Annotated in this window: 21 protein-coding genes and 1 pseudogene; 11 read left to right on the top strand and 11 right to left on the bottom strand. The window is 48.7% G+C overall.

Translation table 11 applies throughout. The features are described 5' to 3' along the window. Window positions 1-130: 130 nt before the first annotated feature. Window positions 131-820, bottom strand: coding sequence for a VC0807 family protein (locus PGW97_RS19295; protein WP_047884465.1), 690 nt, complete (start codon window positions 818-820; stop codon window positions 131-133). 254 nt (window positions 821-1,074) lie between these two features. On the opposite strand from PGW97_RS19295, the gene PGW97_RS19290 reads away from it, so the two are divergent. Both PGW97_RS19290 and PGW97_RS19285 read left to right on the top strand, forming a co-directional pair. Beyond that, the gene (locus PGW97_RS19290) at window positions 1,075-2,637 is read left to right on the top strand and encodes a glutamate synthase-related protein (protein ID WP_207104079.1); all 1,563 of its coding nucleotides are present in this window, start codon (window positions 1,075-1,077) and stop codon (window positions 2,635-2,637) included. Between the two features lie 131 nt (window positions 2,638-2,768). Beyond that, window positions 2,769-3,308 carry a hydrolase gene (locus PGW97_RS19285; protein WP_217392925.1) on the top strand — a complete coding sequence of 180 codons (540 nt, stop codon included), beginning with the start codon at window positions 2,769-2,771 and terminating at the stop codon, window positions 3,306-3,308. A gap of 119 nt (window positions 3,309-3,427) precedes the next feature. Here the strand turns inward: PGW97_RS19285 and PGW97_RS19280 are convergent, their stop codons facing one another. Further along, the gene (locus PGW97_RS19280) at window positions 3,428-4,204 is read right to left on the bottom strand and encodes a DmsC/YnfH family molybdoenzyme membrane anchor subunit (protein WP_217392924.1); all 777 of its coding nucleotides are present in this window, start codon (window positions 4,202-4,204) and stop codon (window positions 3,428-3,430) included. A gap of 428 nt (window positions 4,205-4,632) precedes the next feature. Next, window positions 4,633-6,045 (bottom strand): annotated as a pseudogene (locus PGW97_RS19275) (MDR family MFS transporter); the annotation flags it as partial. A 51-nt stretch (window positions 6,046-6,096) separates the two neighbouring features. Between PGW97_RS19275 and PGW97_RS19270 the strand changes: the two are divergent. Together PGW97_RS19270 and nagA are read left to right on the top strand one after the other, a co-directional pair. After that, the gene (locus PGW97_RS19270; RefSeq protein ID WP_047884469.1) at window positions 6,097-6,984 is read left to right on the top strand and encodes a LysR family transcriptional regulator; all 888 of its coding nucleotides are present in this window, start codon (window positions 6,097-6,099) and stop codon (window positions 6,982-6,984) included. Window positions 6,985-7,314: 330 nt separating this feature from the next. Then, complete coding sequence (gene nagA / locus PGW97_RS19265) at window positions 7,315-8,442, top strand: N-acetylglucosamine-6-phosphate deacetylase (RefSeq protein ID WP_273860474.1); 1,128 nt, start codon at window positions 7,315-7,317, stop codon at window positions 8,440-8,442. A 187-nt stretch (window positions 8,443-8,629) separates the two neighbouring features. Here nagA and PGW97_RS19260 read toward each other — a convergent pair whose 3' ends face one another. After that, a complete protein-coding gene (locus PGW97_RS19260) occupies window positions 8,630-8,932 on the bottom strand; it encodes a hypothetical protein (RefSeq protein WP_047884471.1) in 303 nt (100 codons plus the stop codon). Between the two features lie 293 nt (window positions 8,933-9,225). Here PGW97_RS19260 and ltaE point away from each other — a divergent pair, with 293 nt between their 5' ends. Beyond that, window positions 9,226-10,263 (top strand): low-specificity L-threonine aldolase, encoded by a 1,038-nt coding sequence (gene ltaE, locus PGW97_RS19255; RefSeq protein WP_273860473.1) that lies wholly within the window; start codon window positions 9,226-9,228, stop codon window positions 10,261-10,263. Window positions 10,264-10,481: 218 nt separating this feature from the next. On the opposite strand, the gene nhaD is transcribed toward ltaE, so the two are convergent. Next, on the bottom strand, window positions 10,482-11,888 hold the full coding sequence (gene nhaD / locus PGW97_RS19250) for a sodium:proton antiporter NhaD (protein ID WP_047884473.1): 1,407 nt from the start codon (window positions 11,886-11,888) through the stop codon (window positions 10,482-10,484). A gap of 319 nt (window positions 11,889-12,207) precedes the next feature. Between nhaD and PGW97_RS19245 the strand changes: the two genes are divergently transcribed. From PGW97_RS19245 to PGW97_RS19230, 4 genes are all read left to right on the top strand, one after another. Continuing rightward, window positions 12,208-13,050: an ABC transporter ATP-binding protein gene (locus tag PGW97_RS19245; RefSeq protein ID WP_217392919.1), complete on the top strand. Its 843-nt coding sequence runs from the start codon at window positions 12,208-12,210 to the stop codon at window positions 13,048-13,050. After that, window positions 13,047-14,033 (top strand): ABC transporter ATP-binding protein, encoded by a 987-nt coding sequence (locus PGW97_RS19240; RefSeq protein ID WP_273860472.1) that lies wholly within the window; start codon window positions 13,047-13,049, stop codon window positions 14,031-14,033. The genes PGW97_RS19245 and PGW97_RS19240 overlap by 4 nt, the downstream gene beginning before the upstream one ends. Next, complete coding sequence (locus tag PGW97_RS19235; protein ID WP_273860471.1) at window positions 14,030-14,470, top strand: hypothetical protein; 441 nt, start codon at window positions 14,030-14,032, stop codon at window positions 14,468-14,470. The genes PGW97_RS19240 and PGW97_RS19235 overlap by 4 nt, the downstream gene beginning before the upstream one ends. 256 nt (window positions 14,471-14,726) lie before the next feature. Further along, entirely contained in the window at window positions 14,727-15,938 is a 1,212-nt protein-coding gene (locus tag PGW97_RS19230) for a D-alanyl-D-alanine carboxypeptidase family protein (RefSeq protein ID WP_273860470.1), read from the top strand. A gap of 156 nt (window positions 15,939-16,094) precedes the next feature. Here PGW97_RS19230 and PGW97_RS19225 read toward each other — a convergent pair whose 3' ends face one another. Both PGW97_RS19225 and sgrR read right to left on the bottom strand, forming a co-directional pair. Next, window positions 16,095-16,238, bottom strand: coding sequence for a hypothetical protein (locus tag PGW97_RS19225; RefSeq protein ID WP_157038311.1), 144 nt, complete (start codon window positions 16,236-16,238; stop codon window positions 16,095-16,097). Between the two features lie 260 nt (window positions 16,239-16,498). Beyond that, window positions 16,499-18,205, bottom strand: a complete 1,707-nt coding sequence (gene sgrR, locus PGW97_RS19220) for an HTH-type transcriptional regulator SgrR (protein WP_047884477.1) — start codon at window positions 18,203-18,205, stop codon at window positions 16,499-16,501. A gap of 317 nt (window positions 18,206-18,522) precedes the next feature. Between sgrR and PGW97_RS19215 the strand changes: the two genes are divergently transcribed. Continuing rightward, window positions 18,523-18,990, top strand: a complete 468-nt coding sequence (locus PGW97_RS19215; RefSeq protein ID WP_107193836.1) for a GNAT family N-acetyltransferase — start codon at window positions 18,523-18,525, stop codon at window positions 18,988-18,990. Between the two features lie 155 nt (window positions 18,991-19,145). Here PGW97_RS19215 and PGW97_RS19210 read toward each other — a convergent pair whose 3' ends face one another. From PGW97_RS19210 to norV, 4 genes are all read right to left on the bottom strand, one after another. Then, complete coding sequence (locus tag PGW97_RS19210; protein ID WP_047884478.1) at window positions 19,146-19,565, bottom strand: hypothetical protein; 420 nt, start codon at window positions 19,563-19,565, stop codon at window positions 19,146-19,148. A gap of 447 nt (window positions 19,566-20,012) precedes the next feature. After that, window positions 20,013-20,372: a hypothetical protein gene (locus tag PGW97_RS19205; protein ID WP_047884479.1), complete on the bottom strand. Its 360-nt coding sequence runs from the start codon at window positions 20,370-20,372 to the stop codon at window positions 20,013-20,015. 583 nt (window positions 20,373-20,955) lie between these two features. Continuing rightward, entirely contained in the window at window positions 20,956-22,119 is a 1,164-nt protein-coding gene (gene norW, locus PGW97_RS19200; protein ID WP_273860469.1) for an NADH:flavorubredoxin reductase NorW, read from the bottom strand. A gap of 2 nt (window positions 22,120-22,121) precedes the next feature. Then, window positions 22,122-23,678 carry an anaerobic nitric oxide reductase flavorubredoxin gene (gene norV / locus PGW97_RS19195; RefSeq protein WP_273860468.1) on the bottom strand — a complete coding sequence of 519 codons (1,557 nt, stop codon included), beginning with the start codon at window positions 23,676-23,678 and terminating at the stop codon, window positions 22,122-22,124. A gap of 212 nt (window positions 23,679-23,890) precedes the next feature. Here norV and norR point away from each other — a divergent pair, with 212 nt between their 5' ends. Beyond that, complete coding sequence (norR, locus tag PGW97_RS19190) at window positions 23,891-25,486, top strand: nitric oxide reductase transcriptional regulator NorR (protein ID WP_273860619.1); 1,596 nt, start codon at window positions 23,891-23,893, stop codon at window positions 25,484-25,486. Window positions 25,487-25,498 lie beyond the last annotated feature (12 nt).

Raw genomic sequence — 25,498 nt, 5'->3', positions numbered from 1 at the left:
AAAGCCCGCAAATGCGGGCTTTTTGTTGTCTTATCGATAGCGCTTTGCAAAAATGCTCAATGTATTGGCTGAGCTCTGTCTCTATACCACTACATTTACATCACTGCTGTGTGTCCTGTTCCGCTTGAGCTTACTTCTCGGTTTTAAGGATTTGAGCGGTTTCCAGCTGTGTCATCTGACGAATTTGACGCCACATGTAGTAGAAAATACCCATCATCATCACCATCGAAGGAATCGCAATCATTGGGTAGCTGACCAACGTCAAACGCCCCAATTCTTCATTGAACGCCTGAGATCCTGACGGGCTGGTTACAATCACTTTCGCCAACACATAGTTCATCACTGATGAAAATACGAACGTGCCAGCAAACAGATAATTGGCAAAAACCAGGCTACGGTCAAAATCAGCTTTCTTATTGAATTCTTGTAACTTTTCGTTAATCAACGCCATATTCAGTACAGTGTCATTGATCAGCATTTTGCTAACCACCGGATACTTAGTGAACGTTGAGATAAAGACCCCAAGACCAATCAAACCAGGAATCAGTGCCTCTTTGACTGCCAGCCATTTAGCATCCAACTCCAGCAAGCCAATTCCGCCGGTCATTAGCACACTCACAAAACCGAGCAGAGAAATGAAATTGAATTTCTTGTATTTAATCAATTCGTAGCCACCGAACAACACCGGGAAGGCAAGCGCAACCAGCAGCGCACCAACTGATCCCAGGTATTCATCACCACTCAGTTTCATCAGTACCACTGAAGGCACAATAACATTGAAAATCAAATCATTAAGAGGACTTGCTTTTTTCTCAGCCATAATCTTTTACAGTATTTTTCCAAAAATAAACGGTCGCATTGTTTCGTGAAATGATGTTCCTGTAAAGCCTCAGGGCGTTACAAAGCATTAAAAAGCGGCGGTAAAACATGCAATCTCAGTGAAAAATATAGCAAAGCAGCCCTGCTCTGCCTGCGAATGCGACAGCAAACCTCGTTTTCCTCTTCCATACTTTACAGCTGTATAAATCTGAAATTGACGTGCTTTTCTGATTGCGTACCGGGAAGGAGATCCTTATGTCTAAGCCTGTGATTGCCAATAACCGTCCAGTGAAAGTACAGCTGGAAAAAGGGAAAGAATATCACTTCTGTGTTTGCGGACGTTCGGCAAACCAACCGTTTTGCGATGGTTCCCATAAGGGCACAGGTCTGACACCACTGGCTTTTAAGGCAGAGAAAGACGGCGAAGAGTACCTTTGTGCCTGTAAGCACACCGGTCACGCCCCATTCTGCGACGGCACCCATCAACGTTTTAATGCCGAAGACGTGGGTAAAGAGGGTCCGGGCAGAGAAAACCTCAGCACCTCGGCATCAGCAGGCGAAGACATGCCCGTTGCCCAGCCAACCAAAGAAGAACCCACCGTCGCCTTTATTCATCAACTGGCGAGAGAGGGACTGAGTAAAATGGGACACCACGGACCGATTACCGCGATGGGAGTCCCCCGTTATGACTTACCCGATTGGAATGATATTCAGATCATGACAGCACAACTTGCGACCAAACCTTTGCAGGAAGAAGCCAAGGTGGGGACTGAGCTTGTGATCGGCCCTAAAGCCAAAAAGCCGCTGGTACTGGATATTCCCATACTGGTGTCAGACATGAGCTTCGGCGCGTTGTCAGAAGAAGCCAAAATTTCCCTGGCAATGGGGGCTGAGCTGGCCGGTACCGGTATCTGCTCGGGGGAAGGCGGTATGCTGGCAGAAGAACAACAAGCCAACTCCCGTTATTTTTACGAATTAGCCAGCGCGAAATTCGGCTACCACGAAGGTTTACTGAAAAAGGTACAGGCATTTCATTTTAAAGGAGGCCAAGGGGCCAAAACCGGCACGGGAGGCCATCTGCCAGCAGCGAAGAATGTCGGCAAAATTGCGAAAACCCGTTGCCTCGAAGAAGGAACAGACGCCATTTCCCCACCGACATTTAGAGACTTGAGAACACCGCGGGACTTTGCAGCCTTTGCGGACAATGTCAGGGTGATTACCGGGGGCATCCCAATTGGCTTCAAACTCAGTGCGAACCATATTGAGCGTGACATCGGTTTTGCATTGGAGGCTGGCGCAGACTATATCATTCTGGATGGGCGCGGTGGCGGCACCGGCGCCGCGCCTCAGCTGTTCAGAGACCACATCAGCGTACCGACCATTCCGGCACTTGCCAGAGCACGTTATTTCCTCGACAAACAAGGAGCAAGTGACAGCGTCACCCTGATTATCACCGGCGGACTGAGAACCCCGGCGGATTTCATCAAAGCCCTGGCGCTGGGAGCTGATGGTATCGCCATCGCCAACAGTGCGATGCAATCCATCGGGTGCGTGGCTGCACGCATCTGCAACACTAACAATTGCCCGGCCGGTATTGCGACTCAGAAAGCGGATCTGCGGCAAAAGCTCAATCCAGACAAAGCCTCCCGCCAGCTTGCCAATTTTCTGACTGCCTCAGTGGAGCTGATGCAAGTCATGGCACGCGCCTGCGGCCACCATCACCTGAATCAATTCAATAAAGAAGACCTGGCGACCTGGCATCACGACATGGCAAGACTGGCTGGCATTGAATATGCCGGTTTCAAATTAAGGGATTAACACACTGATATAAAACATATTAAGTGCGCCTGATATCTCGAAGTATCGATTTTTGTATTATGATTATCAGTGACCAATAACGAAAACAGATGTTACTGAGACTCTTACTCTAATACTGAAAGGATACAACCATGCTTACTGTAAACGATACAGCTCTGGTCATTGTCGATGTCCAGGGGAAACTCGCGCAAATCATGGACAACAAGGATGCATTATTTCATAGCCTGGAAACCATGGTGAAAGGCGCCAAAATTCTGGAATTGCCGATCATCTGGGTTGAACAGCTGCCGGATAAACTGGGGCCGACCATTCCTCAGATTTCAGATCATCTGCACGAGCTGCAACCTATCGCGAAAAACAGCTTCAGTTGCTATCGTGACGAACAGTTTGTTAAAGCCCTTAAAGACACAGGCTGTAAAAATGTTCTGGTGATGGGTATTGAAGCGCACATTTGCGTTTATCAGACAGTGCGCCAGTTACTTGATGCCGGTTACCACGTTGAAATCGTGCGCGACGCAGTTTCGTCCCGGAACGGTGAAAACCGCGAGCTTGCCCTGACCAAATTACAGCAGGCTGGTGCTGTTCTCACCTGTACCGAAATGGTGCTCTTCGAGTTGCAGGAAGTCGCCCAGGGAGAGCGATTCAAACAGATTCTGAACATCATCAAGTAGTCCCTGAAAATATTGAGAATCTTAGAACGACAAAGCCGCGACTATCGCGGCTTTATTCTCTCTGAGATTTGTTATCTGTAAGCCAGGCTATTTGATGTGGCTTATAGAATGAGCATTGCCTAGATACCAGTCCCAACCAAATACGCCGCTACCGCATTGAGCCCCAACGCAAATGTCATGACTCCGGCAACCGGTTTACTGCGTGTCAGGGCAGGCATAAACCAGACGCCCAGAGCGCCAAGAAGTAATCCCACACTCAGTAATTGGGTGACAAATGGCATCACCTCACCCATCAACTCCAATTCCTCAGCAAGAATAGTGAGTTGCGGAAGTGCGGCGAGCAAACCAACCACCGCGATAGCCAGCCCGACATAAGGCAATATCCGGTTCAGAGGCTCGACTTTGTGCTCTGCTCTTATCAACATAGTGTGAGCCAGTAGCGTGCCACCACACAAGACCACGGCCAGAAAGTAACCCACCGCCAGTCGTGAATCATTCTGCATCACAAATCCGTGTCCCTGGAAGGCCAGAAGAAAAATCCCCGCCCCCACCAGCATGACCAGAACCAACAGGCTACGGCGCAATCCATCACTGCCCCAAAGTGCCTTTTCGGCAAACCAATAAATCAGGGCCAGCGCAAAAAACGTAAACACCAGAATAGCGGCAAGACTTGGCTGGTAAGCCGTTTCTGCCGCGGCAAGAATCAGTGTGGTTTCTCTGAAAAACATCGACAGAAAAATCATCAGCCACAATACCGGCATCGTACGGTGTAAGCGATCAGACTGACCAAAACACAGTTTGCCGGATAAGATAACAGCTCCATTTATCAAAAATGCGCCAATAGCCACACCGGCTAACACACTGGACAGAATCAATGGCCATTCAAACCAAGCCATGATGCACCTCTTTCACCTAATTCTCCTGCTGTATTCGTGAATCACGGGGCGTTATTCTGCCCCACTCCTAGCCGTAATGCTAATGAAATCCGGGCCTCTGCGGCTATCTGCTGGCCGTGAACCCAATACGTTTTTTTACCAGTAAAATGCTCTAAAACTTCATGCCATAGTTTCGGGTGTCATAATTCGGAATCATTGCTTCAAGGCTCTGTTTCAGAGCCTATCTTTCATCTTCCGAACGTCTAGCCCCGAGACGGCCCCTGAGAAGTTACCCAACACAACTATTCCGTGCCATCGTTGCCTTTCCCTGTATCACCAGCCGCTCCTGTTGCTTCAGTTTCTGCGGTGTCTTTTCTATCGGGTATGTGATTTCCGGCTGGCAGGTTTCCTTGCTCATGTCCGGACTCAAGCGTTTGATCATGAGTGACGTGTTCTGCCAGCGATTGCGCTTTCAGGCAAGCGATGGTGGCTAGCAGCGCAATGACGGAAACCACGGCCATTCCCGCATAAGTCAGGGTAAATCCTTCGCCCAGAACCTGAGGATCAAAATGTGACAACCCGTGTCCGGCGCCTTCACCGACAAGCACCGGTACTTTCATGTGGAACAACGCGCCGCAGAGTGCCACGCCAATCGCACCACCCAATTCTCGGCTGTAACCGAACATGGACAATCCAATACCACGATCTGATGCCGGCAGTACGTTCTGTACCACAACGCCCAATGCCGGTAAGGTCAACCCCAATCCCAAGCCACCCAGCGCCAGGGCAACCTTCGTCAGCATGCCGAAATACAGCAAGCCCAGCGCCACACTGGCCATGGCAAAACCAAGGACAACGAGTGATTTATACACCCCAGTTTTAGCAATACGTTTACCGCCAAAATACGCCCCAGCCGTGATGCTCATCATAAACACCACCATAATCAAACCGGCTGTTGAGGCCGTCATCCCTTGCTGCCACTGCATTTGCAGCGGTAAATACACCAGCACCGCAAACATCAGCAGCTGCGAGCACATAATAAGAGAGACACTGATCATATAACCCGGCAGACGGGTCAGCCTCGCAGGCAAAATTGGATCAGAAACCTTGCGTTCCACCAGCACCAGAGCAATCAGGTTGATTGTCAGCGCAAATGCCAGGAATACCTTACTGATAGCCGCTTCCGGAGACAGTAACAGCAATAGCAGAGTTGTTGCGATCATCAGCAGACCGGCGCCCAGCCAATCGAACTGACTTTCTCGCCCCTGATTCAGATGCTTCAGGTTGGTATTAATCATCCATAGCGCCAGTCCACCGAGTGGAATATTGATCCAGAACACCCAACGCCAGCTCAGGTGTTCAGCAAAGTAGCCGCCGAGCAATGGTCCAGCAATGCTGGACACCGCGTAAACCGCAGAGATATACCCCTGATATTTACCCACTTCGCGTGCAGGGATAGAGTCGGCAATCACCGTAAACGCCAGAGCGATCAGTCCACCGCCGCCAATTCCTTGCAGGACACGGGCGGCTATCAGGGTCGGCAGATCCTGTGCCAACGCACACGCAACCGAACCCAGCACAAACAAGACAATGCTGGCGTTGAGCATTTTCACCCGCCCAAAAATATCACTCAGCTTACCGTATACCGGTAAGACTGCCGTGGCAGCAAGCAGGTAAGCGGTGACAACCCAGGTCAAAGCCTGACCGGCTCCCAGCTCGTCACCAATAATGGGTAACGGAGTGGTCACGATACTTTTTTCTAAAGATCCTAACGCAATAACCAGCGCGACACTGGCAAAGATGGTTTTTGGCGACATACATTCTCCTTCAATGGCATGGCAAGGATAATTCATGAAGTGAATTTCGAAAACAGGATATAATGAAGGTCAAAATTCCATTTTTGGGATCACTGTATGAAACTTGATGATCTTGCTTTATTTCTCCGGGTAGTCAAAGCAGGAAGCTTTGCTGCCGCAGCCCGTCAAATCAACATTCCGACCAGTACGCTCAGTCGCCGTATTCAACAACTTGAAAGTGACAGTGGCCGCAAGCTGCTGGTTCGCCATGCCAAAGACATGCAGCTGACCAAAGACGGACTGCTGTTCGTGAAAGAGTTTGCCGCTCTCTTTGACGACCTGCAGGCACGCGTGGCAGAAATCGATGATGAAAAAGATCAGCTGTCTGGGCTGATTGTGATCAATGCACCGATTATTCCAACCCAACACCCTCTGGGTTTAATTGCACTGGAATTTGCCAAACACCACCCAAACATTCAGTTGCGTTTTCAATTGGGTAACCAAGCCGACTACTTTATGCGAGGAGATATCGACATTGCCCTGCGTTTTGGCCGGCAACCTCCGTCAGATTGGGTGTCCCGGAAAATTGCCCACAACCCGGCAATTCTCTGCGCCAGCATGGAATACCTGACGACTCATCCGGCGATCTCGCACCCAAATGAGTTGGCACGCCATCTCCTGCTAACCTCAAACCCTGATCAACGCTGGCATTTTCTTCACCCGAACGGAAATAGCGTCAGTCTTAAGCATAACGGACGGATTCAGTCTGACGAACTAGACTGTATTCATCATGCGGCTATCTCAGGGTTTGGCGTGGCAAAACTCCCCGAATGGTACGTCCGAGCATCGCTGGAGAATGGTGAATTAATACAGGTGTTACCCGAATGGCAGATTGAAGGGGCTGATGTCATGATGCTGTATCCCAGCCGCAAACACTTGCCGGAGCGAACACAGGCACTGATTGACTTCTTCCATGAAAACTGGACCGGCCTGAATTCACAGTAACCATAGAGTCCTCTTTCTCAGGCAATCATTAGAGTAAGCCCTTTACCAGAAGAACCTTCCCAGAAAAGCTTTTGAGAGAGCTTTTGCAAAATATACCTTGGTATTCTGCTGGGAGAAGGACACAGTTTTGGGCACAGCAGTTGACAAATCAGGATGATTGCAATAACTTATTTTTTATCAAAAAATAACAATCACTACGCAGACACACCACTGGACATAGAACTGGTCGGCTCATCAGCCCAAACAATCGCTCCATAAAAACGGTTAGGCCAGCGTAGGTGATAAACCGGAATTAATTGCTGTCGCATTGATAAATCAGTAGGAACGCCCATGTACGCTATCACAAATGTTAACGTCTTTAATGGCTCCACCATCTTGCCCAATCAGGCCATCATTGTAGATGGCGACATCATTCTCGATATTGTGCCAATGAATGAATCGGTTGTCCTGCCGAGCCAACAATACAACGGTGACGGGCTGACTGCGACGGCAGGATTTATCGATCTGCAACTCAACGGCTGCGGTGGCGTACTGTTTAATACACAAACCAGCGAAAAAACACTGGATGTGATGAACAGGACCAATCTGCTGTCCGGCACAACACAATTTTTACCGACTTTCATCACCAGCCAGCATGACAGCATGTGTCACGCCATTGATGTCGTCGCCGGCCTCGAGAATAAATCGGCACTGGGTGTGCTGGGATTGCATCTTGAGGGCCCCTTTATTAGCAAAGAAAAGAAAGGGGCGCACAACGAAAACCACATTCGCACTTTAGATGAACTGACAGCGCTCTATCTCGCCGATCACAAAGACCAGATATCTGTTGTGACCCTGGCTCCTGAACATACCCCGCAATCTGTTATCGATATCCTGCATCAGGCCGGAATCCGGGTTTCTCTCGGCCATACCAATGCCAGCTACCATGAGCTTAATACGAAAGATCACCTCGAATTAGCAACGCACTTGTACAACGCCATGAGCCCGTTGGGCTCCCGCGAACCGGGTGCTGTGGGCTATATTTTCGATCGCAAACCTTACACGGGTATCATTGTCGATGGCATACATTCTGATTTTGCTTCCGTTCGAATCGCACATGAGATCCTCAAGGATAAGCTTTTTATGGTAACCGATGCGGTAACACCCGCCGGAACCGATATGACGGAATACGATATGGCTGGCACCAAAGCGTACGTGACCGATGGGAAATGCCATTATGCAGATGGCACTATCGCAGGCGCTGCCATCACTATGATTGAAGGTGTAAAAAACCTGATTCAGCATGTAGGAATATCCCGCGAGGAAGCCTTACGGATGGCCAGTTTATATCCAGCGCGCGCCATTGGTCTCGATCACGAGTACGGCAAACTGGAGCCCGGCTACAAAGCCAATATCACGTTGTTGAACGCCAGTAATGACGTATGCAGCGTATATCAAATGGGAAATAAGCGCTTCTGACAGGCTTTCGGCTCGCAAAGGGTAGGAAGATAAAAGAGAGAAGAGACTAACTATCTAAACCTCCCCATTTCATCATAACCATCCAATTTGTCAGCTGGCAGAGTCGCAGCTAAAAAAGCCCTGTACTGATGTACAGGGCTTTAAAGGTACGGCTATCAGATACAAAAATTGGGGTTGGAATGAGCGATTAGAGATCCCTCATCAAGATCTCGAATTCTTCTTCAGCCAACTCAATTAGCTTAGCCAGCTCTCTAGCGTCATCACTGGTTAAGCATAAGTGCCAGCGAATATTCTCTGGCTTTAGCTGATCTTTGCACACTAATTCTGTTTTTTTACCAGCAGAATAGAAGTACAGCTCATCAAATTCACCTTTATAGTGATTATCTTCTTCTAATATATTGACTTCCAGCTCTCCGGTGGGGATTACGGTTACTTTTGCATGTAAACCACATCCCTCTGGCAATAGATATTGCCTATGCTCAGCCAACATACACCAGCCTCCTATCTGAACTCAGCCATAAGAATGATCCCGGTAAGTGTTCAAAGTTACCCAACAGGATCAATGGTAAGTTTAGTCAACCTGGTAGGGGTTAAATAAAGATTCATCAAATCAACACAAATATTCCGGAAGTTTTTTGCCCTTCGTCAAGCACGGAACAAATAACGTTTCATCACCTTGACAGCCTGCAGGCTTCTCAATCTTAACAACTTATAGCGCATGGAATTCGGTTACATTTTCAGTCGCTATGATATATTGGCAAAAAACACTGCAAGGATGATGCAATGATTGACTTCCGTTCCGACACCGTGACACAACCTACCCCAGCCATGCGCCAGGCAATGTCTACAGCCGCTGTTGGCGACGATGTTTACCAGGACGACCCAACCGTCAATGAGCTGGAACAATGGGCAGCCGAACGCCACGGATTCGAGAGTGCTTTGTTTTGCAGCTCTGGTACTCAGGCAAACCTTTTATCACTAATGGCTCATTGTGAACGTGGTGACGAATACCTATGCGGCCAGCAGGCGCACAACTACAAGTTTGAAGGGGGCGGAGCGGCCGTTCTTGGCTCAATTCAACCTCAGCCGATTGAGAATGAGAAAGACGGGACATTGTGTTTCACCAAGCTGGCAGCAGCCATTAAGCCGAATGATCCACACTTTGCCCGCACCCGGTTATTAAGTCTGGAAAATACCATCAATGGTAAAATTCTGCCGTTGAGCTATCTCGCTCAGGCACGGGCATTTGCTGATGAGCACCAACTCAAACTTCATCTGGATGGTGCGAGGGTGTACAACGCCGCTGTTGCATTGAACATCGATATTACTGACATCAGCCAGTACTTCGACTCCATGACCATTTGCCTGTCTAAAGGGCTGGGCGCACCAATTGGCTCACTGGTGCTGGGTGACAGCGCATTTATTCAGCGTACCCGCCGCTGGCGTAAAGTACTGGGTGGCGGGATGCGCCAGGCGGGTATTCTCGCCGCTGCCGCAAAGATCGCGTTAACAGATCATATTGAGCGTCTGGCTGATGATCATGCTAATGCCCGATATCTGGCAGAGCAACTAAATCAGGTGGCAGGATTTTCCGTCAATACCCAACATATACAGACCAATATGCTTTTTGCCAAAGTGGACCCCTCGCTGGATCAACATCAGCTTGTAGCAATACTCAAAGAACAAGGCATTCTGATCAGTGCGGGTCAACCAATGCGTCTGGTCACACATCTGGACATTTCGCGCGCAGATATTGATACGTTTATTTCGGCACTGAAAACGACAGTCAGCAATCTTGCACCGCATCTGCAAACCGACTAACACTGGTTTCACCTGCAAAGTCCGTTTACAAAGTTTTGCTCACAAAGATACGCCAGCGACAAATAAACCAAGTAACAAACTGAGCGAAGATTAACGACAAAAGGCACCTGAGGTGCCTTTTCGTTTTTGATCTTCGATGTCTTTGATCAAAGCGCCCTATGGACCGCTCTATGGTTTTGTATGACCGGAAAAATGTTTTCTTGTCAAAGCGGCAAGACTCAGAACAAACGACTATTGAGCAACAGGTGACACAAAATACTGGCCGCGTAGCCCAAGGCGATCGCCGGTGTCCATTTCAGGTGGCCAAAAAAGGTATACTTGCCGTGCGCCGCACCCATTAGTGCTACACCCGCCGCAGAACCGATGGACAACAGGCTTCCCCCCACCCCGGCAGTCAGCGTAACAAGCAACCAGTTCCCCAGCGATAAATCGGGCTGCATTGACAATACAGCGAACATCACCGGTATGTTATCGACGATCGCTGACAACAAGCCAACCATAATGTTTGCCCAGACCGGATTCCACTCGGTGTACATCACTTCAGAAACCAGTCCCAGATATCCGAGCAGGCTCAACCCACCCACACACATCACCACACCGTAGAAAAACAGCAGGGTATCCCATTCAGCATGAGAGATTCGCTTGAACACATCAAACGGCACTACAGAACCTAATCGTCTCAGGGCTTCTTCATCATGGTTGGCTATCGCAATGGCTTTTTTCCTTTCCAGAGAGCGGTGCAAGGTTTTACGCAGGTAGAAACCAAAGAACTGAAGGTATGCAAGCCCCATCATCATCCCCATTACTGGCGGGAAATGCACCCAGCCATGGAAGCCAACCGCTGTGGCTATGGTCAGAATGAAAAGCAATACGATACGACGTGCGCCGCGTTTCATCTCCACATATTCACTTGCAGTATTCGGCTGAGTTTGAGGGACGAAAAACGACATGAGTGTCGCGGGCACCAGATAATTAACCAACGCCGGCAGAAACAAATCCAGGAATCCCATGAAGTCGACCAACCCCGCCTGCCACACCATCAGCGTTGTAATATCACCGAATGGGCTAAACGCCCCTCCGGCGTTAGCCGCAACCACAATGTTGATACACGCTAGGTTAATGAAGCGGATGTTACTGCCACCTACCTTCATCACCACAGCACACATCAGCAACGCAGTAGTCAGGTTGTCAGCAATGGGAGAAATCACAAAAGCCAACATCCCGGTTAGCCAGAACAGGCTGCGGAAATTGAATCCTTTGCTAACCATCCATCCCTGCAGGGCATCAAATAAACGCCGCTCTTCCATGGCATTGATGTACGTCATGGCCACCAGCAGGAAGAGAAGAAGTTCTGCATATTCCAGCAGGTTGTGTTCAAGCGCTTCTTTAGCGACCTCCCCCATGCCATGTTCCTGATAGACGTACCCAATCATCAGCCACATCACCCCCGCAGCCAGTAGCACGGGTTTCGACTTACGGAGCTTGAGATATTCCTCCCCCATTACCAGCAAGTATGCCAGCGCAAAAATCAGTAATGATGCATACCCCACCGTTGAATGGGTGAGATTCATTGCGCCTTCCACCGCCAATGCCGGAGCCGCTGCACAGACAGCCAGTACAGACATTAAGACATGACTCACTCTCATCGTTCACTCACTCCCTGAGAAATAAATGGATATTAATCAGTGTACCTCTTTCATAATGGCATTTACGTGAAGCATTCCAATAACATAACAACCTACGCAACATTAAGTTAACAGTGTGAGCGTAATTACACTCCCTGATATTAGTTTGAGAAAATCTGAAACTGTTGTGAAAAAAGTGCTATTTGGCTCGATAATTTTCAGCCCCGCAGACCCTCTTCACTTTACACCCCACCAAAAATGATAATAGTTTTCATTTGCATTATTGATTTGGTTTTATGATTACTCAGAAGGGAACGACATGGAACAGGCTTATCACACTGATCCTCTAATTAAAGTCCGGGAGCTGGAGGTGACGTATATCACCAATGACGGCGACTTCCAGGCCGTCAAACGGGTTAGCTTTGATATTGGCAAAGGCGAGATTTTCGGGCTGGCCGGCGAGTCGGGTTGCGGTAAAAGTACCATCGCCTTTGCCATCAACCGCTTACATAAACCACCCGCGATGATCACTCATGGCCAGATAACATTTGACGGTCGTGATTTGCTCACACTGAGCGAGCCTCAAATGGCGGCAGTTCGCTGGAAAGACATTGCCATGGTGTTCCAGAGTGCCATGAATTCGCTCAATCCTGTGCTCCCCCTTCACGAGCAATTCGCCGATGTCATGCGTCACCATCTCGGTTACAGCAACGTGCAAGCCCGGGCGCGCGCTGAAAAGCTGATGGATCTCGTCAACATTCCCCGTGAGCGCCTGAATGAATATCCACACCAATTCAGTGGGGGCATGCGCCAGCGACTGGTGATCGCGATTGCACTCAGCCTGAACCCGAAACTCATCATCATGGACGAGCCCACAACCGCACTGGATGTGGTTGTGCAGCGTGAAATTCTGCAGCAAATTTTTCAGTTGCAAAAAGAGTTTGGATTTTCAGTGCTCTTTATCACGCACGATCTTGCTCTGATGAGCCAGCTTTGTGATCGCATTGCCGTCATGCGTCACGGCGAGATAGTGGAAGTGAACATAGCCCGGCAGATCCGAAATGCCCCGCAGCATCCATACACCCGTCAACTGTGGGACTCGTTCCCTAATATTCACCAGAGCACACGCCAGATTACAATCAGTGAGGAAATCCCGGCATGACTTTACGAACCCACCATATTGAAAACACAACGCGCACCGACATCAGCGCCGAACCTGTTATTGAGATGAAGAATGTCATTAAAGACTTTGCTGCCGGTGGTGGATTCAGTGCCACAGACACCTTTCGCGCACTCAATAATATCAGTCTGAAACTGTACCCGGGTCGGACACTGGCATTGGTGGGTGAATCAGGTTGCGGCAAGAGCACTTGCGCTCGTCTTATCACTAAAGTCCACAAGGTAACATCGGGCCAGATCCTCTTCCATGGCAAAAACATTAATGAGATTACCCGGCGGAATGACCTGCTGCACTATCGCAGCAAAGTACAAATGGTTTTTCAGGACCCATTCGGCTCCCTCAATCCTACCCACACCATCCGGCATCACCTCACCAGGCCCCTGAAAATTCATCAGCAGGTTACCGATACCAGCGCACTGCATGAGCGCTTAGAAACACTGATGACACAGGTCGAGTTGCCAACCAGTGATCTGGCCAAGTATCCGCATCAACTAAGCGGCGGCCAACGTCAACGAGTCAACTTAGCGCGAGCGCTTGCCGTCGGTGCCGAAATCATTCTTGCCGATGAGCCAACCTCTATGCTGGATGTGTCAATCCGTCTCGGGGTATTGAACCTGATGAAAGAGATGAAGGAAAAACTGAACATTGGGTTTCTGTATATCACACATGATCTGGCAACCGCTCACTACATCGCGGAAGAAACAGCCGTTATGTATCGCGGCCAAATTGTTGAATGGGGGGACACTCAGTCTATTTTGCGCCAGCCCACCCACCCTTACACCCGTTTGCTGATTTCAGCCGTGCCGGATCCGGATCTGCCTTTTGCCAATCTGGTGGAATCTGAACCAAACTATGCGTTAAGCGCTGACAAGATCCGTGAAATCAGCCGGGTAACCGCTAACGGTGTGTTAAAGGTCGGTGACAACCATTTTGTAAGTAACTGGAAAGGGGCAACAGCAGCATGACAGAGCTGATAAGCTGGTTGGAACAACTCAAAGCGTTCGATGAAGCAAACATCACCGACGCGGCTCCCTGTCTGGAGAAACTGATAAATCAGCCACCAGCCGAAATTTTTGGACCGGTTCTGACACCGGTCCATAGTGAAGCACTGGCTTACTGGTTTCACGTTTGCCAGCGTTTAAGTGGCATGTATCTGCATGCTGACAAGCCAGACAAAGCGTACAGCTACCTGCAATTCAGTTACAGTAAACTCCAGCAGTTAGCCTGTTTACCGCAGCAAGACCCGGCAATGAAACGCTGGTGCCTGATAAAAATGGACCGAATGATTGTCAGTATGCTGGAGTTCTGTCAGCACCAGCTGTTACCAGCCTGGCAGCAGGAAAGCAATCATCTGGTTGATTTACATGTCCGCTTCATGCAGGCCGATCACCCTCACGTCTAATCCGGGGTAACCCTGAAAGTCTAATCAGAGGTAACCCTGAAAGACGATACCGATGCTTCGTTGGCTGTTATCTTCAGGCCTTTCCATGCCGTGTAACTTCAACCTGTGCAGCGCAAAATTTTTTCATCCGGAACAGAAACGGCAATTTTTTACTAAGCTATTTTTACTAAGCTATTTTTATCGGGTCAAAACGACTTTGATCGGGTAAATCAGGTAATAGCTGCCTGAGTGTATTGCCACATGAGGTTGACCAGTGATGATGTTCAATACGTTCCGGAAACCGTTGCTGCTACTTTTATCGGCGTTTGCTGCTTCACTTCCCGTCTTATCGCAGGCGGAACCCCTACCTACTCCTCCGGAAATTGCAGCCAAAGCCTGGGTGCTGATGAGCTATGAATCCGGTCAGGTGATTGCCGGTGAAAACATCCATAAGCAACATGCCCCTGCCAGCCTGGTAAAAATCATGACCTCTTATGTGGTGGGACAGGAGCTGAAAGCGGGTCACATTGCCACCGATGATCTGGTGGTTATCAGTGAAAATGCCTGGGGACAAAAATTTCCGGGTTCGTCAAAAATGTTTCTGAATGTCGGGGATCAGGTCAGTGTGGATGATCTCAACCACGGCGTCATCATTTCTTCCGGTAACGATGCCACTGTAGCACTGGCAGAACATGTCGCTGGGCATCAGTCTGCCTTTATTGAAATGATGAATCGGCATGCGGAAAAACTCGGCATGAAAGACAGTTACTTTACTAACCCCCACGGCCTGGATTCTGACGATCAATTTATCACCGCTTACGACATGGCGGTGTTAACACGTGCCTTCATCCGTGATTTACCGAATGTCTACCCTATCTTCAAACAGAAATCTTTTACCTTCGGCAAAATCAAACAGGGGAACCGAAATGGACTGTTATGGGACACCACACTGAATGTGGACGGCGTGAAAACCGGTTACACCAAAGAAGCCGGTTACAGTCTGGTTTCATCGGCTGAGCAGAACGGACAACGCCTGATTGCTGTGGTGCTCGGCACTCAAAGTTCATCTTCGCGTCAGTCTGAAAGCAAGAAATTGCTGACCTGGGGATTTCGGTTCTATCAGGATATCCAACCCCAATTCAGCGGCAAAGAACTGGCTCCATTGCGGGTCTGGTATGGCTCTCCTTCCTCCATTCAACTTGAGGTTGAAGAAGGTGGCACCATTACCGTTCCTCGCCGTGAAAGAAAAAACATCACCTATACGATTACTTACGATCACAATCTGGAAGCACCGGTCGAAGTCGGCCAGACCGTGGGCAAAGTGGAGTGGTATCTCAATGATGAGGTGATTGCTGAACGCCCCCTACTGGCCAAGGAAGCATCGGAAAAAGCGCCGTGGTACAAATCCATGGTTGATGTGGTCTGGCGCCCTATCAACGAGTGGTTCAGCAGTCAGGACTGGGAACCCAAACCTGTGACTGAACAGTAGTGATGAATAGTAGTGATGAATAATTGCGTGCAGCCACCCGTTAATGAACGAGCCGTGAATATGGCATTGACAAGGTGGCTGCCTGTGGACCACAAAGCCTACTTACTCAAAACGGATGCCAATAAACACACTCTACACTGAATCAGACCTGGAGCTTCAGTCCAGGTCGTCGTCAAAGTCTTCCGTATCAAACAAGTCGCTGTTAAACCGATTTTCGCAATCACTGTCCTTTCGGTATTCATCCCAGGGTTCACCTTCAAGGGGCTCAATCTCACCGGGTTCAAGGTAATCAGGTAACATCCTACACCTCCTGTATGACTGTTGCAGCTAGCTCTTTCAAACTGTGCCAGATGCCATCGCATCTCTTGTCCCCTACCCTTTTTAAAAGCATGGCATGTCAATCAGGTGAATGCCGCATGGCGTTTCAATGAAGGAGCACTTTCTCTGCCTTTTGTTGGGTGCCCGTTTTGCGATGTTCTTCGAGCATCCCGCACACCAACTTAACCCGAATCTAAAAATCACCTATATAGCAATACCTTATTGAACTTCAGACGTTAGCCTTAGTGGGTATCCAGCTCAGGCTTCATCCACACAGATTTAAAGTCAAACCAACCCATTGAGTTAGACTGCATACCCTGTACGGCTCCGGTGTCATCAACCCCCAGCCAGTTGTGGAACAAAGGCAACACCTGACCAAACTCTACCAACTTCGCCCCCAATTGCTGGCACGGTGCAATAGTGTCACGAGACTGACGCCACAACGCGACTTCATTCTCCAATGCATCAAACTCAGTTTCCGGCATTGCCCGGGCAATATGGTCAAAGTTAAAGAACCAGGACAACAACGCATCATCACGGTGGTTCATCAAACTCATGCCCCCCAGCCAGATATCAATTTTCCCCGCATGTTTACCCAGTGCAATTTCCGTTGTGGTTAATTCCAACATTTTCAGTTTAATGCCGTCTTCTGCCAGTAATTCCTCGATAGCAGTAGCCACGTGCGGATACACAGGATGCTGGCACGCAAATGCAATGGTGACTGATTTAGGCTTCGGCGGTGCAGGAACAGGATGGCGGCTTAACGGAACATGTGCCCAGCCCGGTAATAAGCCATAAGCGTTAGTCAGGCGAAAATCGCCGATTTGCTCTTTATTGAGCCGCTGCAAAATATTCAATGCGTTCAGTTTGGCCAGAAAGTAAGTCAGCCATTCCGGATCACTCGCCAGTCCCTCGGTTCGGTTGAACAACAGGAAGTTGCATCCTTCATCAAGTTTCAGGCGAGTCGAGACACTCACATCCCCTACCTGAGAGATGTCTGAGGCCGGTTGAAGGTAACAAGAGGCCACTTCAGACAACATCCAGATATCCACCACGTCAATCAGTGCCCGGAAGCCAAAATACTGATCAAACGCTTCCAGTTTAAAACGCTTGGTATCATTCTGAATCACCTTGTAGGGGCCGGTACCAATCGGAAACAACTCGTTGGAATTATCCATGTCGGCTTCTGCCGGTTGAATCATCGCAATCAGGTTACTGAGCAGATCAGGAAAACGGTGATCGTCGTAATGCAGGTGAAAATCAATGGTATGGTTAAACGGAGCATCGATTCGTTCAATGTGGTTGAACAGTCTGTGCCTTTTGACTTTATCGAATGTCGCGATGATATCCTCACTTTCCAGCAGGCTGCCATCATGAAATCGCACTGACGGACGAATATAGAACCGCCAGTGTCGTGGAGTCAGCGCTTCCCAATGATGTGCAAGATCCCCTTCGACTTCCTCTTTTTCCTCGTTTATCCGGGTCAGACCATTAAAAATTTGCCGGACCAGATGCTGCTCAGAACGGCGCAACGGCTGGAGCGGGTTCAGGTTGGTAAACTCACGATAATAAGGTAACCGTACAATTTGCTGGCCGTGATCCGTTGTATGACCCAGCTGCTCTTGAATAATCTGTGCCAGTTTATCAGCATTATAATCGAGGGCTTCCAGCGCCGGTTCCAGTTTGCCTTCCGCCACCAATTTTCGGGCATGAAGTTGCTGTAGCTCACTGTCGGTACTATGAAATGTGAGACGGGACAACTTACCCCGCCCCACCGCCGGATCCCAGTCAATCCAGCCGTTTTCGGCCATTTTATTCATCACCATGCGCACATTACGCCGGGTGCAGAACAGGACTTCCGAAATCTCTTGCAGGGTCGTGTCACTGTCTTGCCCATTAAAGTGACTGAAGAGGCGCTGGAACTGAGATTTTAGCCGTTGACCGCTCATAAAAGAGGAACCTTATTTTCTTATTTTTTCTGTTTTAGGTTTCCTATTTTAACGTAAAAATAGCGATGTACCCAACGGGTATGGGCGGCATAGGCAGAAGTTATTCCTACCAGGTGAGCGATAGCTCTTACCTGACAGATTCCCCCGTCTTAACTCCTGAGTGAGACTATGCCGCTCTTGTTTCCGCCGTTGTGTGGGACTCAGTCACAATAAGCGCGATAACACATATCCATATGGACTCTGATACGCTATCTTTCGCCCGCATGCTGCATAAACCCGCGTAGTACAATGCCTAGCAGCATAAGGCTTATCGACATATGCTGACAGGAAAACAAGAAGGACCTTCAGTGATCAGATTGCATCCATCCTCAGTGACTGAGATTGCCCAGTTCTGCACCTTTGAAAGCCTCTCTGATGTCCGAAATTTTATTATTCCTTACTCCCCTGACAAACATCTGGCGGAAATGGCCAATCCTAAGCGGGTTTACCTATCAATTTATAAACAAACTCAACTTGTTGGATTCATTATTCTGGCATTGGATGGTGAGAAAAGCGTCGAGTGTCGCCGTGTTGTTGTAGCAGAGCAAGGTCACGGCATAGGTCAGGCCGCTATGCTTGCCATGGAGGCGTACTGTACACAGCAGTTAGACCGACACCGAATCTGGCTGGATGTATTTGCCTTCAATACACGTGGTCAACACATCTACCAAAAAATGGGTTACAACCCTTTTTCAAAAACGGAATTCGACGGAAAGCCGCTGCTCCTGATGGAAAAAGAGCTTTGAAAGGCATGAGGGGGGATTTCTATGAATTGCTTATAGCCGTGATTGTGATAGTGAGGAAGCTTTAAGCTGATTGCAGCGTGAACACCAGATAACAACAATCATAAAAACCAATTTATAACCACCATGAAAACAGTCATGATGAGCCATAATAGTATTTAATTATATTTATCACCCGAACTAGGGGCCGCCAACTTCTTACTGTCTTTCAGACGAACGTGCTTGTATCCACCACTACCGTAATATTCCCGGCAGGATTCCAGTACCCAGTCACGATAGTTATGTAACTGCTCGCCATTAAACTGATGCGTTGAGATGATCCCTTCGGCCCAGGAAAGCGCCATAAAGGAGACCAGTTCCCACTGCGAACCTGCCAGCAATTTTGCCTGCTTTTTAAAATGTTCTTCCAGCCCCAGCAAGTTCTTAAATTCGCTCTCAGTGTAGTCTTCTTTGTCCACCAAATTAGGCGGTAAAACAATGATATAACAACGAGACAATTCTTTTGCCTGGCCAAAGTCATTAGCAACAGCGATGTGGCTAAAGAACAGTAGCATGAGCAGGGCAAAAGTGGTCTTCATTGGCTATACCTTTGCAAGTAAGAATCATGGGACACATCCACTTTCTTGTGTTCCCGTTCATGATGGCGGCTTTACACACCTTCACTTCATGTAACGACTAATGCAAATACCACGCCTGAATTTGGCGGCACTTAGGCTAAGATTATTCAACAGCCACTTCGCAACGGCGTTCCTTATTATAAGAGCTTCCCAGAGTTTTATAAGCACTTCCACGCATAACAGCTGTGGCACGTCTGAATTTTCAGACTGCAAACACTAAAAATTCAGATGCAATTTGCAAATTGCATGGCCCGACACAAATCCCCTATATCGATCTATTGATCCAGGTAACGTCAAGCCGCTAATTTGTTTCGAAAATAGAAGGATCCACACGATCAAAAATGGCAGATATCAAAAAACGGGCCAAAGCCCGTTTTTTGTCAATACAATAGTGGATAAAGCGGCGCATTAAGCCGCTTTAGCTACAACCAGACGTGACATCTGGAACTCTCGCAGCTTGGCGTACAGATACGTCGCAACAATAGAGAAAAACAAGTACGACAAAGAGAATACAAATGGTGAGCTGATCAAATTCGCTTCAAGCCCCCACATTACGCCAGTTACTGTTACACCAATTTTGGCCGCTGCACCCATCATCAACATCAGCACCGCCAGTTGCGGGTAGCGTGTTGAACAGCGAAATGCCAGCCAGTAACCCGTACCGACAGCCAGAGCAGCAACGCCGAAACCAACCATGAATGAGTGAAAATGCTCACCAGAAAGCACACCCGCTAGCGCGGACAACAACAAAATTGACAGAAATTTCATATCTACCTCACGACAAAAACAGGATAAAGCGTCCTTTCTCTGTGATTTAACTGCACAACGCTATTTTCCCACTTTTTGTTCAAGAAGCATACAGGTCAGGAATCTTGTTGCTTTCACAAAAACCTCAACATTTCATAAGTTTACATTTTGTAACACTCTAACTCCCTATTACCTAATGAATTACAGATTAATCGTTAAAACTTTGTTAAAAACAGTGTGTTTTGTAAGAAATGTTATCAAATCAGAAGTTTCCAAATTTTTAATCTTTGTTTCCAAGTTTGGTATGAATTTACACGAAATTTAATCCATCGTTTTGATGCTTATTTAGCTTTAAATATGGAATTTAAGGTTGCTGAAATTAATTGTTCTATTTTGTGATCCAACAAAAAAACCGGTATCACAATACTGAGTTTCTGGCCATGTTGAGTGTCACCCACGGTCATAAAACAAGACTCAGCATCTGAGTGATACCGGTTGTACTGGTGTGCCTAATTCATATTTATAAGATCGAGATTTCAGAGTGGCTTTCGTTTTTCACAAAAGTAAAACTTATTTATAATCAGCTAGTTAAATGTCTATTTCGCTACTCAGTCTGTAAGGCTTTCAATAACGGCAAAGCCTGTGAAACATGCTCGCCCGTTACAACAAAACCTTTTATCTGCCCAGCGTCGTTCAACATTCTTGCCGTACAGCCTTGAGGATCGACGTCCATCTGCCAGCGCGCATTGTGAGGTAGCGTCCCGCTGGATGGTTGCGCAGTACTCCCTAACTGAACAGGAAAATGCGGTGTTTTCACTTTTATCATCATCGGCGGCAGAGCCAATCGGCCTGGCTGACCCAATAACGATTTTGCCAGCGCATTGGCACTCAGTAATGCAGGCTGTAAATAGGCCAGTACCTTCCCCTGTATTTCGGCACAATCTCCGAGGGCGTAAATATCCTGCGCCGAGGTTTGCAGGGTATCGTCCACGACAATGCCACGCCGAGTATCCAGCCCGGCTTGGCTGGCAAGTGATATATTGGGCACTAACCCAGCCGCCGAGATAACAACATCGGCCTGTAGACAGTTACCGGAGGCCAGCGTTACTGTCATGCCATGACTCCCATTGCACTCCAACTCAATCACGCTGTCTGAAAGATACATATCAACATTCAGGTGTCGCATCACGGCCTGCATTTTCAGGGCGAGGTATTCCGGAAGTAAATTACCCATCAGGGTCTGGCTTGGCTCGACAATAACAACACTTTTCCCTGCCCCAGCTAAATCCATCGCCAGTTCAGTGCCGATCAGCCCGCCTCCCATCACTAATACCCGCTTCGCTTGATGTAATTGCTGCTGAGCGGCTTCGTACTCCGACAGGCTGTTCAGCGTGACAATCCGGTCTGTAGCACTCCCTGTAACATCAGGCACGAATGTACGGGCACCCGTTGCCAACACCAGTTTGCTATACGTCAATGCGCATCCTTCAGCGAAAACCTGATGCGCGTCGGGATCGATAGCTTCGACGCGGCAGCGGCTATGCAGTTCTATCTGGTATTCCTTTGCAAAGTCTTCGCCTGTCATACGAATCAAATCACCGGCGGTCTGCAGCCTGGTGAAGACGTGGCTTAGATCCGGCTTGTTGTAGTCATGGCCATCGTCCGCGGTGAAAACATGAATGGGAATCTGCTGATCGGCACGACGAATCGCTTTGACTAATTGGTAAGCGGCAAAGCCGCTACCAATAATAACCACTGGATATGTCATAGTTATACGCCTCGTACTGGCTCAAAAACCTCTTTCCCCAAACCGCATTCCGGACATAAAAAAGTCGCAGAAATATCAGACCAACATGTGCCAACGGCAACGCCTTGATTAGGTTCTCCCACCGCAGGGTCATAAACCCAGTTACACACGGTGCACACCATCTTCTGAGAGACCGTGGAGCTCGGTATGACTGGTTTTACGCCACGTTCAGGTGTTTCACGGGCTGTCAAAGCCACGACAACTACCTCATCTGATCTATTACTCGCGTGTGGTACGGCATGGCTAGCAGTCTTCTCACTCATTACATCATCCTGGTGAGACGCCTGTGATATTCCAGGTGACGCTATCTCTGATATTGCTTTGGGAGACGCCCATTGTCTGGCTATCATCTGGCCATGCGCCCGACATTCACGCATCGCTTTTCCGTCCGGCTTCCATTTGGTTTTCATGCCGATGGTGGTTTCAAATCCGGCATCGGTGAGACGGGAGTGAATGCGATCAACAGCGCCACCATTCCAGCCGTAGCTACCAAACGCCCCGGCCTTTTTATTTTTGAATCGCAAGCCGGTGATCTCTTCCAGCATACCGGCCACTTTTGGCATCATGACATTATTCATGGTTGAAGAGCCGACCAGAATGCCTTTAGAGCGAAATACATTAGCGAGAATTTCGTTTTTATCCTGACGCGAAACATTAAAGACTTTCACCGCCACACCTGGGTCAACATCGTGGATGCCCTGAGCAATGGCGTCTGCCATCATGCGGGTGTTATTCGACATCGAGTCGTAAAAAATCGTAATGCGATCTTCCTGGTAATTGTTTGCCCATTCCAGGTACTGGTGAATAATCTGGGTTGGATTATCTCGCCACACAATACCGTGCGACGTCGCAATCATATCTACCGGCACATTAAAGCTGAGCACTTCGTGGATTTTGGCCGTAACCAGATTGCTGAATGGCGTCAGAATGTTGGAGTAATAACGCAGGCACTGCTCCATCAGCTCATTCTGATCCACCTCATCATTAAACAGGTGCTCATCACAATAGTGCTGACCAAACGCATCGTTACTGAACAGTACCGCATCGCCTGTCAGGTAAGTCATCATGCTGTCAGGCCAGTGGAGCATTGGGGCTTCAATGAAGATTAGCTGTTTGCCGTTACCGACATCCAGTGTGTCACCGGTTTTGACCACGTTGAAATTCCACTCAGGGTGGTGGTGATGGCCGACAATCGAATCCACCGCATTCTCAGTGCAATAAATAGGTGTGCCGGGAATGCGTGCCATCAATGCGGTTAATGCCCCGGAATGATCTTCCTCAGCATGATTGATAACAATGTAATCAATGTCAGCCAGATCGATTTCCATCTCAAGATTTTGAATAAACTGTGCGCTGAAACGGTGATCCACGGTGTCGACCAGTACCGTTTTCTCTTCACGAATCAAATAACTGTTGTAACTGGTACCTTTTGTCATTTTGTATTCAGTACCGTGAAAGTCCTGTACTTCCCAGTCGCGTTGACCTACCCAATGGATGTTGTTCTTAACGTGAATTGTCATTTCAATACCTTTAGTGATTCCCAGAGCGAACAGCTTGCTCTGTCTTTGCTTTAGGTAATGCACTTACCATACCAAGTTTTCATCTCATTGTTTTTAAATCATTTAATATGTTTATTGATAGATTCATTGTCATAATGACATCCAATTTAAGGTGTCATTATGACAATCCAAGTGTCATAATGACTGTCAATGTATATATGGTTGAGGCATTCATGAAAAACACGCCAAAAGAACTCGCGCAGCTAGCACTGGATCTGACTCAGGGGCTCTCAAATCAGGATCGTTTTGCACGGTTACTCAGCGTCATCAAAACCCTGTTCAGTTGTGATGCCTCGGCCCTGCTGGCCTTCAGGGACCAACACTTTTCACCTTTGGCCATTAATGGCTTATATGACGAGGTTATGGGGCGCCAGTTTTCAATTGCCGATCACCCCCGGCTGGAAGCTATCGCCCGAGCGGGTGACATTGTTCGTTTTCCTCACGACAGTGATCTGCCGGATCCGTATGACGGCCTGATTCCCAGCCATCAGGGAAATCTGCATGTCCATGCCTGTGTCGGCTTACCCTTGATCGCGAACGATACCCTTATCGGTGCGCTGACCATCGACGGATTCGATCCTCACCAGTTTGATCGTTTCAGCAACGAGGAGTTGCGAATCATTAGTGCGCTGGCAGCGGCCAGCCTGCAAACAGCCCTGCTAATGGAGCAACTTGAGCGCCAGGCGGTCGATGTCCCGCAAGCATCAGGGACATCTGCCCCCGGCAAAGGGGCAGTGAACATGATTGGTCATTCTGCGGCCATGCGTGAACTAAAAAATCAGATTCAGGCTGTGGCGGGTACAGACCTGACTGTGCTGGTATCCGGTGAAACCGGCGTAGGGAAAGAACTGATTGCCGCTTCCATTCACCAGTCGTCCCAGCGCAGTCAGCAACCGCTGGTGTACCTCAACTGCGCGGCGTTACCGGAGTCGGTCGCTGAAAGTGAGCTATTCGGACATGTCAAAGGTGCCTTTACCGGTGCCGTCAGCGATCGGAAAGGAAAGTTTGAGATGGCTGATGGCGGTACCCTGTTTTTAGATGAAGTGGGTGAACTCCCGCTTGCCTTGCAGGCAAAACTGCTGCGGGTTCTGCAATACGGTGATCTACAACGGGTGGGTGATGACAGACACCTGAAAGTGGATGTACGCATTATCGCCGCGACCAACCGACAATTGCATGCTGAAGTGAAAGCCGCAAAGTTCCGGGCAGATCTGTATCACCGTCTAAGCGTATTCCCGATTGTTGCCCCTCCTCTGCGAGACAGAGATAACGATGTGGTACTACTGGCTGGATTTTTTATTGAACGCTGCCAGACCAAATTAGGGGTAAAAACGATCCGCCTTTCTGCTGATGCTCGTCAAATGCTGAAAGCCTATCACTGGCCGGGAAACATCCGTGAACTTGAACACGCTATCAATCGCGCGGCTGTGATTGCACGTGCCAGATTTGCCGCTTCAGCACGATCCACCGAGTCGCCCGTTATTGAACTGGTTCCTGAAGATTTTGATTTAGTAGCCATGTACGCCGTCGCTGATTTAACAGGCACGCCACAGACGGAAAAAGCTGATTGCAAGTCAACGACCACTGGCGATCTGGTCAATCACCGGCTCAGTGATGCCGGTCTGAAAGATGCCACGGACTCATTCCAGAGTCAGCTCATTCTGGAAACCTATGAGCACTGTAATCAAAACTGGGCGGCGGCGGCTCGTGCCCTGAAGCTGGACACGGGGAATCTTCATCGTCTGGCCAAACGCTTAGGCGTTAAATGACGCCAGCGGTCA

Source organism: Photobacterium sp. GSS17, from assembly GCF_028621875.1.
In the GTDB taxonomy this organism is placed as follows: Bacteria; Pseudomonadota; Gammaproteobacteria; order Enterobacterales; family Vibrionaceae; genus Photobacterium; species Photobacterium ganghwense.
This window is presented reverse-complemented; position numbering and strand designations above follow the sequence as displayed.

Coding starts and splice junctions, on each gene's coding strand:
- PGW97_RS19295 (WP_047884465.1), bottom strand. CDS start 820: ATGGCTGAGAAAAAAGCAAGTCCTCTTAATGATTTGATTTTCAATGTT.
- PGW97_RS19290 (WP_207104079.1), top strand. CDS start 1,075: ATGTCTAAGCCTGTGATTGCCAATAACCGTCCAGTGAAAGTACAGCTG.
- PGW97_RS19285 (WP_217392925.1), top strand. CDS start 2,769: ATGCTTACTGTAAACGATACAGCTCTGGTCATTGTCGATGTCCAGGGG.
- PGW97_RS19280 (WP_217392924.1), bottom strand. CDS start 4,204: ATGGCTTGGTTTGAATGGCCATTGATTCTGTCCAGTGTGTTAGCCGGT.
- PGW97_RS19270 (WP_047884469.1), top strand. CDS start 6,097: ATGAAACTTGATGATCTTGCTTTATTTCTCCGGGTAGTCAAAGCAGGA.
- nagA (WP_273860474.1), top strand. CDS start 7,315: ATGTACGCTATCACAAATGTTAACGTCTTTAATGGCTCCACCATCTTG.
- PGW97_RS19260 (WP_047884471.1), bottom strand. CDS start 8,932: ATGTTGGCTGAGCATAGGCAATATCTATTGCCAGAGGGATGTGGTTTA.
- ltaE (WP_273860473.1), top strand. CDS start 9,226: ATGATTGACTTCCGTTCCGACACCGTGACACAACCTACCCCAGCCATG.
- nhaD (WP_047884473.1), bottom strand. CDS start 11,888: ATGTCTGTACTGGCTGTCTGTGCAGCGGCTCCGGCATTGGCGGTGGAA.
- PGW97_RS19245 (WP_217392919.1), top strand. CDS start 12,208: ATGGAACAGGCTTATCACACTGATCCTCTAATTAAAGTCCGGGAGCTG.
- PGW97_RS19240 (WP_273860472.1), top strand. CDS start 13,047: ATGACTTTACGAACCCACCATATTGAAAACACAACGCGCACCGACATC.
- PGW97_RS19235 (WP_273860471.1), top strand. CDS start 14,030: ATGACAGAGCTGATAAGCTGGTTGGAACAACTCAAAGCGTTCGATGAA.
- PGW97_RS19230 (WP_273860470.1), top strand. CDS start 14,727: ATGATGTTCAATACGTTCCGGAAACCGTTGCTGCTACTTTTATCGGCG.
- PGW97_RS19225 (WP_157038311.1), bottom strand. CDS start 16,238: ATGTTACCTGATTACCTTGAACCCGGTGAGATTGAGCCCCTTGAAGGT.
- sgrR (WP_047884477.1), bottom strand. CDS start 18,205: ATGAGCGGTCAACGGCTAAAATCTCAGTTCCAGCGCCTCTTCAGTCAC.
- PGW97_RS19215 (WP_107193836.1), top strand. CDS start 18,523: ATGCTGACAGGAAAACAAGAAGGACCTTCAGTGATCAGATTGCATCCA.
- PGW97_RS19210 (WP_047884478.1), bottom strand. CDS start 19,565: ATGAAGACCACTTTTGCCCTGCTCATGCTACTGTTCTTTAGCCACATC.
- PGW97_RS19205 (WP_047884479.1), bottom strand. CDS start 20,372: ATGAAATTTCTGTCAATTTTGTTGTTGTCCGCGCTAGCGGGTGTGCTT.
- norW (WP_273860469.1), bottom strand. CDS start 22,119: ATGACATATCCAGTGGTTATTATTGGTAGCGGCTTTGCCGCTTACCAA.
- norV (WP_273860468.1), bottom strand. CDS start 23,678: ATGACAATTCACGTTAAGAACAACATCCATTGGGTAGGTCAACGCGAC.
- norR (WP_273860619.1), top strand. CDS start 23,891: ATGAAAAACACGCCAAAAGAACTCGCGCAGCTAGCACTGGATCTGACT.